Origin of the sequence: Mycobacterium sp. ACS4331 (genome assembly GCF_001667265.1) — a bacterium.
Lineage (GTDB): Bacteria > Actinomycetota > Actinomycetes > Mycobacteriales > Mycobacteriaceae > Mycobacterium.
The window spans coordinates 87085-100261 of record NZ_LZHW01000103.1 but is presented as its reverse complement, the minus strand read 5'-3'; the positions used below and the strand labels follow the sequence as shown (position 1 = coordinate 100261).

The 13177-nt window shown below is 68.5% G+C and carries 14 protein-coding genes; 6 read left to right on the top strand and 8 right to left on the bottom strand.

What is annotated here, in order from left to right; translation table 11 throughout:
• Nucleotides 1-25: 25 nt before the first annotated feature.
• Nucleotides 26-1015 carry an SDR family NAD(P)-dependent oxidoreductase gene (locus A5727_RS25015; protein ID WP_068256908.1) on the top strand — a complete coding sequence of 330 codons (990 nt, stop codon included), beginning with the start codon at nt 26-28 and terminating at the stop codon, nt 1013-1015.
• 82 nt (nt 1016-1097) lie between these two features.
• Here A5727_RS25015 and A5727_RS25010 read toward each other — a convergent pair whose 3' ends face one another.
• The gene (locus tag A5727_RS25010; RefSeq protein ID WP_068257151.1) at nt 1098-1646 is read right to left on the bottom strand and encodes a class I SAM-dependent methyltransferase; all 549 of its coding nucleotides are present in this window, start codon (nt 1644-1646) and stop codon (nt 1098-1100) included.
• Between the two features lie 37 nt (nt 1647-1683).
• Here A5727_RS25010 and A5727_RS25005 point away from each other — a divergent pair, with 37 nt between their 5' ends.
• Nucleotides 1684-3033 carry an NAD(P)/FAD-dependent oxidoreductase gene (locus A5727_RS25005; protein WP_068256906.1) on the top strand — a complete coding sequence of 450 codons (1350 nt, stop codon included), beginning with the start codon at nt 1684-1686 and terminating at the stop codon, nt 3031-3033.
• Between the two features lie 2 nt (nt 3034-3035).
• Here the strand turns inward: A5727_RS25005 and A5727_RS25000 are convergent, their stop codons facing one another.
• The 4 genes from A5727_RS25000 to A5727_RS24985 form a co-directional block, all read right to left on the bottom strand.
• A complete protein-coding gene (locus tag A5727_RS25000; protein ID WP_068256905.1) occupies nt 3036-3290 on the bottom strand; it encodes a hypothetical protein in 255 nt (84 codons plus the stop codon).
• 59 nt (nt 3291-3349) lie between these two features.
• On the bottom strand, nt 3350-3688 hold the full coding sequence (locus tag A5727_RS24995; RefSeq protein ID WP_068256904.1) for a hemophore-related protein: 339 nt from the start codon (nt 3686-3688) through the stop codon (nt 3350-3352).
• 83 nt (nt 3689-3771) lie between these two features.
• On the bottom strand, nt 3772-4584 hold the full coding sequence (locus A5727_RS24990; protein ID WP_231992218.1) for a DUF6498-containing protein: 813 nt from the start codon (nt 4582-4584) through the stop codon (nt 3772-3774).
• Complete coding sequence (locus A5727_RS24985; protein ID WP_082950032.1) at nt 4568-4933, bottom strand: RNA-binding S4 domain-containing protein; 366 nt, start codon at nt 4931-4933, stop codon at nt 4568-4570. The genes A5727_RS24990 and A5727_RS24985 overlap by 17 nt, the downstream gene beginning before the upstream one ends.
• A 196-nt stretch (nt 4934-5129) precedes the next feature.
• On the opposite strand from A5727_RS24985, the gene A5727_RS24980 reads away from it, so the two are divergent.
• From A5727_RS24980 to A5727_RS24965, 4 genes are all read left to right on the top strand, one after another.
• A complete protein-coding gene (locus A5727_RS24980; protein WP_068256901.1) occupies nt 5130-5597 on the top strand; it encodes a nuclear transport factor 2 family protein in 468 nt (155 codons plus the stop codon).
• 10 nt (nt 5598-5607) lie between these two features.
• The gene (locus tag A5727_RS24975; RefSeq protein ID WP_068257143.1) at nt 5608-6570 is read left to right on the top strand and encodes an NADP-dependent oxidoreductase; all 963 of its coding nucleotides are present in this window, start codon (nt 5608-5610) and stop codon (nt 6568-6570) included.
• A 114-nt stretch (nt 6571-6684) separates the two neighbouring features.
• On the top strand, nt 6685-7551 hold the full coding sequence (locus tag A5727_RS24970; RefSeq protein WP_068256898.1) for an LLM class F420-dependent oxidoreductase: 867 nt from the start codon (nt 6685-6687) through the stop codon (nt 7549-7551).
• Nucleotides 7548-8429, top strand: a complete 882-nt coding sequence (locus A5727_RS24965; protein ID WP_068256896.1) for an SDR family NAD(P)-dependent oxidoreductase — start codon at nt 7548-7550, stop codon at nt 8427-8429. Before A5727_RS24970 ends, A5727_RS24965 begins: the two co-directional genes overlap by 4 nt.
• A 3-nt stretch (nt 8430-8432) precedes the next feature.
• Here A5727_RS24965 and A5727_RS24960 read toward each other — a convergent pair whose 3' ends face one another.
• The 3 genes from A5727_RS24960 to rox all read right to left on the bottom strand — a co-directional run bounded on the left by A5727_RS24960 (nt 8433) and on the right by rox (nt 13102).
• Complete coding sequence (locus A5727_RS24960; RefSeq protein WP_082950024.1) at nt 8433-11156, bottom strand: helix-turn-helix transcriptional regulator; 2724 nt, start codon at nt 11154-11156, stop codon at nt 8433-8435.
• A gap of 186 nt (nt 11157-11342) precedes the next feature.
• Nucleotides 11343-11681 carry a DUF3253 domain-containing protein gene (locus A5727_RS24950; protein WP_231992217.1) on the bottom strand — a complete coding sequence of 113 codons (339 nt, stop codon included), beginning with the start codon at nt 11679-11681 and terminating at the stop codon, nt 11343-11345.
• On the bottom strand, nt 11678-13102 hold the full coding sequence (gene rox, locus A5727_RS24945; protein WP_068256890.1) for a rifampin monooxygenase: 1425 nt from the start codon (nt 13100-13102) through the stop codon (nt 11678-11680). The genes A5727_RS24950 and rox overlap by 4 nt, the downstream gene beginning before the upstream one ends.
• Nucleotides 13103-13177: the final 75 nt, after the last annotated feature.

The window sequence follows — 13177 nt, the reverse complement described above, 5'->3', positions numbered from 1 at the left end:
CAGTCGGAAGGGGAGCGAGCGGACGATGCAGGTTCTCATCACGGGCGCCACCGGGTTCGTCGGGGCATGGACGGCCAAGGCCGTACAGGACGCGGGTCATCAGGTGCGGTTCCTGGTGCGAAGCGCGGACCGTCTGCGCACCAGCGCGGAGAAGATCGGCGTCGACGTGAGCGACCACGTCGTCGGCGACATCGCCGACGAGTCCTCGACGGCTGCCGCCCTCGACGGATGTGATGCGGTGATCCATTGCGCGGCCATGGTTTCCACCGACCCCAGTCGGGCCGACGAGATGTTGCGCACCAATCTCGACGGCGCGCGCAACGTCCTGGGTGCCGCGGTGAAAGCCGGGCTCGACCCGATCATCCACGTGTCGAGCTTCACGGCGCTGTTTCGGCCCGGGCTGCCAGTCCTGCACGCCGACCTTCCGATTGTGGGCGGGTCCGACGGCTATGGCAGGTCCAAGGCGTTGGTCGAGGCGTACGCGAGGGGTCTGCAGGATGCCGGAGCGCCCGTGACCATCACCTATCCCGGGATGGTGCTGGGTCCGCCCGCGGGCGATCAGTTCGGTGAGGCCGCAGAAGGTGTCGAGGCAGCCGTGAAGATGCGTGGTGTGCCGGGGCGCAGCGCCGCCTGGATCGTGATCGACGTCCGCGACCTCGCCGACCTGCATCTCGCGCTGCTCACGCCGGGACAGGGGCCGCGGCGCTACATGGCCGGTGGCGTGCGGGTCGCGGTGAACGAGCTGGCGGCGATGATCGGCTCCGCGGCCGAACGCGGACTGCTGGTGTTTCCCGTCCCCGACACCGCGCTGCGCACCGTGGGCCGACTGTTCGACGTGATCGGTGATCAGTTGCCGTTCGAGACGCCGATCAACTCCGCGGCCATGCAGTACTACACGCAGATGCCGACGTCCGACGACGAACCCGCACACCGCGATCTGGGTGTCAGCTGGCGTGACCCGGCCGAGACGATCGCCGACACCGTCGACGGTCTGCTCGAGGTGGGCCGACTCTGATCCTGTTGCGCCGAGAAGAGCCACGATCACACCCGACCTGGCGAAACGTGTCCGGCGGCCTCTCCTCGGCGCGGGTTCAGGATTAACCGCGCCGGGCCAGCAGCCACGCCTGACCGCCACCCTCGTCGGCGGCCAGCACCTCCAGCGTGCCGAACGCCTCGGTCAGCTCGTGGGCGCGGGCGCGAAAGGCGCCCGGTGTGCCTCCCACCTCGCTGAGCACGCTGATGGCCAGCATGCCCCCCGGCGCCAGCCGCTCGACCATCTGCGGGTAGAGCGCCGGGTCGCGGAATCTGATGCAGCACAACACGTCCACCGGATCGCCGGGCGGCAGACCGTCATCGAGGTCGACGACGTCGAAACGGCAGCGGTCGGCCACGGCATGCCGAATCGCGAGATCGCGCGCGGCCGCGACGGCGACGCCGGACACGTCGACTCCGTGCACGGAGAGACCGCGCCGCGCCAGCCAGACCGACAGCGTGCCGGGCCCGCACGCCAGATCGAGCGCTGCGCCCGAGTGCGGGAACAGGCCGGCCATTGGCCGGAACACCTCGGGGAGCGCGATGTCGTCGTCGGAGGGCGGATCGCCCTGTCCGTGGCGGCGGTCCCATCGGACTCGATCCTCGTCGGACACGGGCACCAGCCTAGAGCGAGCGACTAACGTCGAGACAATGAGCCAGGCGCGCACGAAAGTGCTCATCATCGGAGGCGGCTTCGGCGGCCTGTTCTGCGCCCGCAGGCTGGGGCGCCGCGACGATGTCGAGGTCACGGTGCTCGACCGCGCCGCAGGCCATCTTTTTCAACCACTGCTGTATCAGTGCGCGACCGGAACGCTGAGCATCGGGCACATCAGCCGCTCGCTGCGAGAGGAGCTCGCGCGCTACGACAATGTCAAAACCCTGCTCGGCGAGGCGATCGACCTCGACCCCGGGGCCCGCACCGTCACGGCGCTGCGACCCGACGAGACGTCGTTCACGCTCGACTACGACGTGCTGGTCGTCGCGGCCGGGATGCGCCAGTCGTATTTCGGCAAGGAGCATTTCGCCGAGTGGGCGCCCGGGATGAAAACGCTGGACGATGCGCTGAGCATCCGGCAGCGCCTGTTCACGGCGTTCGAGATCGCCGAGACGCTGCCGCCCGGTCCCGAGCGGGACAGTTGGCTGACCTTCGCGGTGGCCGGCGGCGGCCCGACCGGGGTCGAGTTGGCCGGGCAGATCCGCGAGGTGGCGACCCGGACCCTGGCCCGCGAGTTCCACAGCATCGATCCGGAGGAGGCACGGGTCCTGTTGTTCGACGGCGGTGACCGGGTGCTCAAGAGTTTCGCCCCGGACCTGTCGGGCCACGCGGCACGCACGCTGGAACGTCTCGGCGTCGAACTGCACATGGGCGTGCACGTGACTGACGTTCGGCGCGAGGGCGTCACCGTGACGCCCAAGTCTGGCGGCCCCACCGAGGAGTACGACGCCCGTACGGTGCTGTGGACCGCGGGCGTCGAGGCCGTGCCCTTCGCGCGCCGGGTCGCCGAGGTGCTCGGCGCGTCCACCGACCGGTCCGGCCGGATCGCTGTCGAACCCGACCTCACGGTCCCAGGCCATCCCAACGTGTTCGTCGTGGGCGACCTCGTCGGCCGCGACGACCTGCCGGGGGTTGCGGAGAACGCGATGCAGGGCGGCCTGCACGTCGCCGCGTGTGTGCGGCGCGACCTCGACGGCCGGGCGCGGCGCGCCTACCGGTACCGCGACCTCGGTTCGGCCGCCTACATCAGCCGCGGCCAGGCGCTGCTGCAGGTCGGTCCGGTGCGGGTGTCGGGGTTCCTCGGCTGGCTGGCATGGGGTTTCATCCACATCGCGTTCCTCACCGGCGTGCGGAACCGGGTGAGCACCGTGGCGACCTGGCTGGCCACGATCGCACGGGCCGGCCGCTACCATCGGGCCTTCATGCTGGGCAGCGCCGCAGCACCCGAGCAGCGGTACACCTGGTCGACCGATGACCGGCCGGAATCAGAGGCGAGGCCCGGGTGACGTCAGTTTTCGACGTTCGGCGTCGGACTCTGCTCGGACTCCCACTTGGATTCCAGTGACCGCTCGACGGGCGTGCCCGCGGCCAGGTCGAGCTGGAACGTCGCACCGCCGTCCTCCTCCAGGGTGATCACGAACCCGGAGTCGGTGCTCTCCTTGTGCACGACCTTGAGGGCGACGCGGTCGGCGGCACGGGGGATGACGACGATGTCGCCGGGGGCGACGTCATCGATGATGTCGTTGGCGGGGGAGTCGGACATGCGAAGTCCGTAGCCGTTTCGCGGTGACGCTAAACGGCTCCCAAACGAGCGGGAGTCGGTCAGTAGTTCTGACAGCTGTTGGCGACCTGGTTGATGACCGTGGTGTAGGTCTCGATGCCCTGGAAACCCTGGATCTGGGCGATCATCTGTCGACGCTGGTCAGGGCCCGCCGCGATCAACTGCTGCAACCACTGGGTGGCCATCGAGCTGGCCTCGAAATCCCTGGCGACCTGTGGGTTGGTCGCATTCAGTGCCCTGATGACCTGCGGGTATGTGCAGGACGAGTTCACGATCGCCTCCACGTCGGGCTGTGCTGAGGCGACGCCGCTGCCGGCCAGCATCGCGACTGCTGCTGCGCCGGAACCGATGATCGATCCGATGACCTTGGTGGCTTTCATACGCGAACGCCTGCCCTTCACTCCGTGTGATCCGTGTGACAGGGACTCTACCCAACCGGAGGGCGGGTCAGGCGCCCTCTTCTCTACGGCCGCGACGTCGGCCACGGTTGTTCGTTGGCCGCGCGCCGCGCGGATTCATCCGTGCGGTCCTGGACCCAGAATTCTTCGAACGACTCACCCGGATGCACATTCGGTGCCCGATTCATGGCGCGGCTCAACCACTTCGGAGGTTCCTTCGGTTCCCACTGCGGTACCGCGAAACTCAACGCGGACAGGCTCTTGAGCACGACGAAGGCACTGAACAGTGCCGTGGGTGCATCCGTGACGGCGATGCCCACCATGCCGAAGATCAGCGTGAGGTGGACGACGACGACCCGGCTGAGCCCCCGATTGGCGGTCTGCTCGACCTGCCAGAAGGACCACTGCCGCAGGCTGAGCAGGTCGAGGACGAAATCGAGCAGGAGGAACAGCATCACGCCGAGGCATCCGAATCCGACACTGCGCCAATCAAGGTCGATCAGATCGTGGTGTCCGTTGGCGGTGAGCAGCAGCACGATGATCCCCAGGAACACCCCGTGAGCCGCACTGAACCCGATACTGACCAAGGCGAAACCCGAGATGAACGACGACGTCGGAGCGCTGCGCCGGGCAGTGCTCGGCGCCCGGTAGCGGAAGTGGCCACGGCGCGGAGTCCACCGCTGGTGAAGCGCGATGCGTGCGATGACCAGAAGACACAGGGCCAGCGTCTCGAACCAGTACACCGCCAGCGTCGTCGCCCCGGACCAGTCCTGAACGAACCACCCGACGGCCGGGATCGCGATGACACCCAGCCACGTCGCGATGTGCGCGATTCGAGGCACGTCGCGACCGCCGGGGGAGTCACCCTCGGCCGGCACGCCACTTGTCCAGGGTGCGGCGGTCCTTCTTGGTGGGGCGGCCCGCGCCACGGTCCCGCACCGCCACCGGTGTCGCGACGACGGGAGGCGGGGCGGGTGTGCGGTCCAGATAGCAGGTCGCGGCATCGGCGGGTCCCACCCTCTTCTGGATCACCCGGACCACCTCGACGATCCGGGTCCGTCCGCCCACGACGGCGCGGACCTGGTCGCCGGGGACGACTGAGGTCGCGGGTTTAGCGGGCCGGTCGTTGACGCGTACGTGCCCGCCCCGGCATGCCGCCGCGGCGTCAGGCCGGGTTTTCGTCAGGCGGACCGCCCACAGCCAGCGGTCCAACCGGGTCGACTCCATGCCCTCCATGATGAACGGTCCGACCCCCCTGAGAACCCGACGCCCCGGTGCGTCGGCGGGCGGTGTCACCAGGAACATCCGCGCAGACTGGCCAGTTGCACTGTCCGGTGGCTGATGCGCGCGATACCCCTCGTTGACGAGCATGGCTTCGTGGCACTGATGTCGACCTCGTTGCCGCATCAAAGGAGCCGTACTCATGACCACGCCCCTGGTCCCGCCGTTCACCCGTGACATCGCTGTGGCGAAAGTTCGTGCAGGAGAAGATCTCTGGAATACCCGTGATCCCGAACGGGTGGCGCTGGGGTACACCCCCGACAGCCGGTGGCGCAACCGCTCCACGTTCGTGCAGGGGCGTGCGGCGATCGTGGAGTTTCTCGCGGCGAAATGGGCCCGCGAACTCGACTACCGCCTCATCAAGGAACTGTGGGCCTACGGCGACGAGCGGATCGCCGTGCGATTCGCCTATGAGTACCACGACGCCTCAGGCCAGTGGTTTCGCGCCTATGGCAACGAGAACTGGGAGTTCAACGCCGATGGGTTGATGCACACGCGGCATGCCAGCATCAACGACCTCGCAATCACCGAGGCCGAACGGTTGTTCCACTGGGACCGCAGCGGGCCCCGCCCCAAGGAGCATCCGGGTCTGAGCGACCTGGGGCTGTGACGTGGCGACGATGAAGGCAGTCGGCGTGACCGAGTACGGCGGTCCCGACGTCCTCGAGCTCGTGGAGGTGCCGCGCCCGGATCCTGGCCCGGGTCAGATTCGGATCCGCGTTCATGCCGCGACCGTCAACCCGGGAGACACGCTGCTGCGGATCGGGAACCTCGACGCGACATTGAGATCCGGTCCGCTGACGCCGCCGTACGTCCCGGGGATGGAGGCTGCCGGCGTCGTCGACGAGATCGGACCAGACACCCAGACAGAGCTCGCCGAGGGTGACCGGGTGATGGCGATCGTCATGCCCATCGACCCCACGGGCGGGGCCTACGCCGAGTACCTCGTCGTCGACGCCGACCAGGTCACCCGAGCGCCCGCAGGCAGTACACATGCCGAGGCGGCGACCCTGCCGATGAACGGTCTGACCGCCCGGCTCGCCCTGGACGTGTTGGGTCTGGGAGAGGGCGACACCATCGCCGTCACCGGGGCCGCGGGGGCGGTCGGCGGGTACGCGGTCCAACTCGCCAAGGTCGACGGACTGCGAGTGATCGCGGATGCCGCGGAGAAGGATGAGAACCTCATCGCCGAGCTCGGCGCCGACCAGATTGTCGCGCGTGGAAGCGACGTCGGACAACGGATTCGACAGTGGTGGCCCGATGGAGTGGCCGCGGTCATCGATGGCTCCCTGCAGGGCGGTGACGTCGTGCCGGCGATCCGGGACGGCGGGCAGCTGGCCACCGTCCGCGGATGGGAACTGCACGGGGACTTGGGCAGCGAGCGCGGCATCGGTGTCCGGGAGGTCTTCGTCCCGGAGTACACCCACGCCCACGACAAACTCGACGCACTCAGGCAGCTGGCCGATGAGGGCCAGTTGACCCTGCGTGTCGCCCGCACGTATCCGGCCGCCGAGGCGGCGCAAGCACATCGCGATTTGGAGGCCGGCGGCCTGCGAGGCCGTCTGGTGCTCACCTTCGACTGACTCGCGAAAGATAGGAGATGACATGAAACCGATCGGAGTCGGCGTCATAGGCGCGAGCCCACCGCCCAACGGCAATCTGCAGGCCAGCGCGGAAACCTCAGAGAGGGAAGACACATGAGATTCGCATTCAAGACCTCACCCCAGAACACCACCTGGCCGGACATGCTCGCGGTGTGGCGCGCAGCCGACGACATCGAGATCTTCGAATCCGGGTGGACGTTCGACCACTTCTATCCGATCGAGGGGAACTCTTCGGGGCCGTGCCTGGAGGGATGGACCACGTTGACGGCGCTCGCGCAGGCGACCACACGACTGCGATTGGGGACATTGGTCACCGGCATTCATTACCGGCATCCGGCAGTTCTGGCGAATATGGCTGCTGCACTGGACATCATCTCCAACGGACGGCTCGAACTCGGGATCGGAGCCGGGTGGAACGAGGAGGAGTCCGGCGCCTACGGCATCGAACTGGGCTCGGTGAAGGAGCGCATGGACCGCTTCGAAGAGGCCACCCAGGTGTTGATCGGCCTGCTCAGTCAGGAGACCACCACCTTCGACGGCGCCTTCTACCGCCTCAAGGATGCACGCAACGAGCCCAAGGGGTTTCAGCGTCCGCACCCACCGATCTGTATGGGCGGCAGCGGTGAGAAGCGCACGCTGCGCATCGTCGCCAAGTACGCCGACCACTGGAATTTCGTGATCGGCACACCCGAGGAGTTCGCGCACAAGCGTGACGTGCTGTGGTCGCACTGCGCCGACATCGGCCGCGATCCCGCCGAGATCGCCCTCTCGGCACACATCTGGGTCAAGCCCGACCACGGCCACCAGAAGGTGATGTCCGAAGTCGCGGCCTTCGGGGAGGAGGGGTTGGACCTCGCCATCCTGTATCTGCCACCGCCCCTTGACCCATCGGTGCTCGAACCCCTGGCCGCCGCGATCTCCGACGCCGGCCTGCTCAGCTCGCGGAGGGCGGCCTCATGACTCGGGTGTGGTTCATCACCGGTTCCTCGCGTGGTTTCGGTCGCGCCCTGGTGCAGGCGGCGTTGGCCGCCGGAGACTCCGTCGCGGCCACCGCACGTCGGCCCGAACAACTCGCCGATCTGCAGGAGACCCACGGCGACCGCCTGCTGGCGGTGCCACTCGACGTCACCGACCGTGCGGCCGTCGACCACGCGATCTCGGCCGCCACGGACTGGTTCGGTCACATCGACGTGGTGGTGAACAACGCCGGCTACGCCAACGTCGCCCCCATCGAAACCGGCGACGAACAGGATTTCCGAGCACAGTTCGAGACCAACTTCTGGGGCGTTTACCACGTATCCAAGGCCGTGCTTCCGGTGCTGCGAGCCCAGGGCGGCGGCCTGATCATCCAGTTCTCGTCTATGGGCGGGCGGGTCGGCGGATCTCCAGGGATCGCGTCCTATCAGGCCGCCAAGTTCGCGATCGACGGCTTCTCTCGGGTCCTTCTCGCCGAGGCCGCGCCGTTCGGCGTGAAGGTGCTCGTCGTGGAACCCAGCGGTTTCGCGACGGACTGGGCTGGATCGTCGATGGAAGTCCACGACGTCCCCGAGGAGTACGCGGGGACCGTCGGCGCGATGTCGGCGATTCGGCACAGCGATGCCGTCACCGCCGGGGACCCCGCACGTGCGGCCGAGATCCTGGTGCAGATGTCGCGACGCAAAGACATCCCGTATCACCTGCCGATCGGCGTCGATGCGGTGGAGGGGGCGATCCGCCAGGACGAATTCCTGCTCGGCGAGGATCGCAGGTGGGCGGCCGTGGGCCGCTCCGCTGATTTCGCCGAGGAGTACCCGGTCGAATTTCCCTCCGACACCGGCGGTGACGCGGCCTCCACATGAGGGTCACGGCCAGACGTGTGCCAGTTGGCTGCGTGAGGTGATCTCGAGCTTGGTGAACACCTTGCTCAGGTGGTACTGGACGGTGCGGGCGCTGATGAACAGGCGCGCGCCGATCTCGGGATTCGACAGCCCATCGCGGGCCAGCCGGGCCACCTGTTCCTCCTGTGCCGTCAGCGTCGGCCCGGCGAGGGCCGGTGCCTTCGTGGGCAGTGCGTGTCCAGTGGCCTGCAACTCGCGTCCGGCGCGCTCGGCGAAGGCTTGCATGCCCATGGTGGTGAACTGGTCGTGCGCTGTTCGCAACTGCTCACGCGCTTCGTTGCGGCGTCGTTGCCGGCGCAGCCACTCCCCGTACAGGAGGTGCGCGCGGGCGGCGTCGGGGCGAATTCGGGTGCGGCCCAGCAGTTCGACGGCCGTGCGGTACAGCGGTTCGGCCGTGTCGTCGTCGCTCACCAGGGCACGACAGCGGGCTTGAAGCCCTCGCGCCCAGTCCGTCCCGCTGGGCTCACTGACCGCGACGAACTGACTCAATGCGCCTTCGGCGTCGGCGTATTCGCCCAGTCGCGCCGCGGCTTCGATGAATTCGGTGAACGCCCAGTTGGCCGAGCTCAGACCGACTGGGGGCGTGATGGCCTCCCGCGCCGCCGCCAACGCGGAACGGAAATCACCAAGACCGTTGTGCAGCAGGGATGTCGCCCATCTCGCGACGGAGATGCCGTTGCCCTCGCCCCGCGCTGTGACCTCGGCAATGGTGGCGCTGCTCAACGCCAGCGCGGCGTCCCGATCACCGCGCATGGCCGCGAGTCCGAGGGCGGCATAGGGGGCGATTCTGCTCCCGAGGGCCTCCTGCACGGCGGCCTGCTCGTCGACCAGAGCCTCGGTGGCGGACAATTCGCCGGAGAACATCGTGACGAACGCGTGTGTGTTGAGCGCAAGGGGAGTGTCGCTCAGGGCGCCCGCACCGCGCACAAGGTCGAGGTGGCGCATCGAGAGTTCATGCCATCGCTGGTCGTCCCAGGCTCTGATCGCCGCCACAGTGCTCAGCCAGGCCCATCGGCGTTGTTGGTCGGCCGGGACCTCGCCCTCCGCCGCGGACAGCACACGCCGCAACTGCGGCATCGCCGCCCCGTAGCCCTGGGTGAAGAACGTCACCAGCCAAGCCAACAACTCGTCGTGCAGCCGGGGATCCGCCGAGGGGCGTGGTGCCCTCTCGGCGGTGCGGGCGACCTCCTCGCTGTCCGCGCCGACTGACAGTCGACCCGCGAACATCGCGGCGGTGAAGGCGTCGATGTAGGTGGCCCTGCACAGGTCGACATCGATCGCCTCAAGCCGCCGTGCCGCCTTCAGAAGCAGTGGGGGAGCGTCACTTCCGTGGTTGGTGACGAACGCGATCCGCGCGCGCACCAGGTCCGCCCGGGCCATCTGGAGGTCGGTGAGGCGCGCGGAGTCCGTCGTGGCCAGCAGGTCCATCGCCACGTCGAAGGCGCCCGCCTCCACCTTGGCCGACGCGGCGGCCAGGGCACGGTCGACGCGCTTCTTCGGGTCCAGGGTCAAGGCCGCAGCCCGCTCAAGGAAGGCAGCGGCCGCTCCCACGCCGCCGCGCCGCTGGGCTCGGTGCGCCGAACGTTCGAGTTCGGCGGCGACGGCCTCGTCGGGACCGGCGGCGGCGTGCGCCAGATGCCAGGCGCGCCGGTCGGAATCACGCTCGCTGTCGGTCGCTTCGGCGAGCGCGAGGTGCACCCGCCTCCGGTCCTGCGGGGAACCCGAGCGGTACGCCGCCGAACGGACCAGCGGATGGCGGAACCGTACGCGGGTTCTGAAGCTGATCAGGTCGGCCTCGACGGCCGCAGTCGAGGCCTCCGGTGCGATGTCCAGCGCATCGGCGGCCCGCCACATCAGTGCGGGATCTCCCGTGGGTTCGGCCGCGGCGAGCAGCAGAAGCAGCCGGGTCTGTTCCGGAAGCACGTCCATGCGTGCCCGGAAGGTCGACTCGACGTCACCGGAGATCCGCACCGCGCCAGGGAATCCGAAGCCGCCCGCCAGCTCCTCGGCGGTCAACTCCCTCGGCACCTCCAGCAGGGCAAGGGGATTGCCACGGGTCTCGGCGACGATCTGGTCGCGCACGCGGTCGTCGAGGGGACCGGTCAGCACGGTGTCGAGCAGGGCGCGGGCCTCACGCGCCTGCAGACCACGGACGACGAGAGTGGGCAGACCCGCCACGGCATCGGTCGGCTGGCGCGCCGCGAAGACCAGCGCCACCGATTCCGCGCCCAGGCGGCGTGCGACGAAGGCGAGGACCTGGGCGGAGGCGCGATCGAGCCACTGTTCGTCATCGACGAGGCACAACAACGGGCCGTCGATGGCGGCGTCCGAGAACAGGTTCAGCACGGCCAACCCCACCAGAAACCGGTCCGGTGTCGGACCTTCCGTCATGCCCAGGGCTGTGCCCAGAGCGCCGCGCTGTGGCGTCGGGAGCCGGTCCACGTGGTCGAGAAATGGCAGACACAGTTGGTGCACACCGGCATACGCGAGCTCCATTTCAGCCTGGACACCGGACGTGCGGGTGACGCGACCCGGCGCGGCTCTGTCAGCCAGGTGATCGAGCAGGGCACTCTTTCCGACGCCGGCCTCTCCCCGCATCACCAGGGCTCGGCTCTCCCCGGCACGTATGGCATCGACGAGTTGGTCGAGCACCCGGCACTCGTCGCTGCGTCCGATCAGCTCACCCATCGATCCACCCTTCGATGGACGTCCACGGGCTGACGCTATACCGCGACCGCCGTCTTTGGTGGGTGAGAACCACATTCAGATCGGCTACGACATCCCGCTCTGCACCATCGGGGATTTCAGCACCCAGAGTGATCAGCCGCTCATGAACCAGCAGATCGTCGAGGTCGTTCGTTCGGGTCCGCGACATCACCGAGTGGTGCGAATCCGGATGGGCCCGCGCCAGTCCTCGTCGGGATCGAGCGGCGTCCCGCGTTGGGTGATCGTCACGTCCCCCGACCGGGCGAGCCGACGAGTGATCTCCCGGGCATCGGGCACGAGGTCACGCCAGTGGGCACCGCCGACGGCCCGCGCGGCGTCTGAGGGGCAGGTGCTGCTGCCCGCACCGCGGTGATGCGCCAACGCCAGGATGGCCGCCTCGAGGCGCCGCAGGATCGGGCCGTCACCGAGTGCCTTCTGAGCCTCGGCGGATCCGGGCCCGCCGGACTCGAAGACCGCGCGCAGTTCCGCGGCCCGCTGGTCAGTCACGCTGCCTCCCCGAACCATCGTGGCAGGTGGGCGAGCAGGTCCTGCTGCCCGTCACCGACCCACGCCACATGTCCGTCGGGGCGCAGCAGCGCTGCGGACGCGTCGATGTCGGCGCGGGGGTCGACGACGTGGTCGACGCGATCGGCCCATCCCGACACGGACAGGCGGCCGGTGCGGTCGATGAGCAGCCCCCGGCCGTCGCGCATCCGCTCGTAGAGTCGTGCGCCGTCGAGCCCGACGTCGCGCAGTCGCCGTCCGATCAGTGGGTGGTCACCGCCGAAGTCGTACCGGATGTCGATTGCGGTGATCGTTTCGATGAGCCAGCGGTTCACCTCGTCGAACTCCATCAACTGAGACATGAGGTCACGCAGCGCCCGCGCACCCGGCGTCGACGCCAACAGCGCCATCTGCGCCCGGGTGTTGGACAGGACCCCGGCCGCCACCGGATGCCGTTCGCGTTCGTAGCTGTCCAGCAGGTCCGCCGGCGCCCAGCCGTTGACCTCGGCCGCCAGCTTCCAACCGAGGTTGAACGCGTCCTGCACACCAAGGTTGAGGCCTTGCCCACCGGTCGGCGGATGGATGTGCGCGGCGTCCCCGGCCAGCAGGACGCGACCGACCCGGTACCGCTCGGCCTGCCTTGTGGCGTCACCGAATCGGGACAGCCAGCGCGGTGAGTGCACCCCGAAGTCGGTGCCCGCAACGGCGGTCAACTGCTGGCGGAACTCCTCCATGGTGGGCGGTGTCGCACGGTCCTCGGCGAGTCCGGCGGCAGGGACCAGCACGCGGTGGAATCCGTCGCCCAAAGGCATGAGGCCGAACAGCAGCTGGGTTCGTCGGATCTCCGCCACCACGTCGGCGACCGTGCCGGGATCGGATGTCACAGCCATCTCGCCCAGCAGCATCTCCACGGTGCTGGGTTCGCCGGGGAAACCCACACCGAGCAGACGGCGCACGGTGCTGCGGCCGCCGTCGCAGCCGACGAGGTGCCGCGCCCGCAGATGAATTCCGTCAGCAAGCTCGATCGTCACACCCGCGGCGTCCTGGCTGAGTCCGACGACCTCGCAACCACGTCGGATCGGCGCGCCGAGTTCGCCGGCCCGCTCGGCCAGCAGGCGCTCGGTGACGGTCTGTGGGATGCCGAGCACATATCCGTGGGAGGTGTCGAGTGTGTCGGGAGCGGGTTTCATGATCCCGGCGAAGAATCCGTTGAGTGGATGTGTCTGTCCGTTCGACAGGAACCGATCCAGCATCCCGCGCTGGTCCATCACCTCGATGCTGCGGGCGTGCAGGCCCAGCGCTCGGACGTGCCGGGTGGGTTCCGGCTCTCTGTCGAGGACGAGCACATCCACCCCGTGCAGCCTCAGCTCGCACGCGAGCATCAATCCCGTCGGTCCGGCTCCGGCGATGACCACGTCAACCACTGTTCAACCCCCTGGTTCGGTGCGGTGTCCCACCGTGAAACAGCCTTGTTTCCATGGTGTTTGGACACGGACCGA

Coding starts and splice junctions, on each gene's coding strand:
- A5727_RS25015 (WP_068256908.1), top strand. CDS start 26: ATGCAGGTTCTCATCACGGGCGCCACCGGGTTCGTCGGGGCATGGACG.
- A5727_RS25005 (WP_068256906.1), top strand. CDS start 1,684: ATGAGCCAGGCGCGCACGAAAGTGCTCATCATCGGAGGCGGCTTCGGC.
- A5727_RS25000 (WP_068256905.1), bottom strand. CDS start 3,290: ATGTCCGACTCCCCCGCCAACGACATCATCGATGACGTCGCCCCCGGC.
- A5727_RS24995 (WP_068256904.1), bottom strand. CDS start 3,688: ATGAAAGCCACCAAGGTCATCGGATCGATCATCGGTTCCGGCGCAGCA.
- A5727_RS24985 (WP_082950032.1), bottom strand. CDS start 4,933: ATGGAGTCGACCCGGTTGGACCGCTGGCTGTGGGCGGTCCGCCTGACG.
- A5727_RS24980 (WP_068256901.1), top strand. CDS start 5,130: ATGACCACGCCCCTGGTCCCGCCGTTCACCCGTGACATCGCTGTGGCG.
- A5727_RS24975 (WP_068257143.1), top strand. CDS start 5,608: ATGAAGGCAGTCGGCGTGACCGAGTACGGCGGTCCCGACGTCCTCGAG.
- A5727_RS24970 (WP_068256898.1), top strand. CDS start 6,685: ATGAGATTCGCATTCAAGACCTCACCCCAGAACACCACCTGGCCGGAC.
- A5727_RS24965 (WP_068256896.1), top strand. CDS start 7,548: ATGACTCGGGTGTGGTTCATCACCGGTTCCTCGCGTGGTTTCGGTCGC.
- A5727_RS24960 (WP_082950024.1), bottom strand. CDS start 11,156: ATGGGTGAGCTGATCGGACGCAGCGACGAGTGCCGGGTGCTCGACCAA.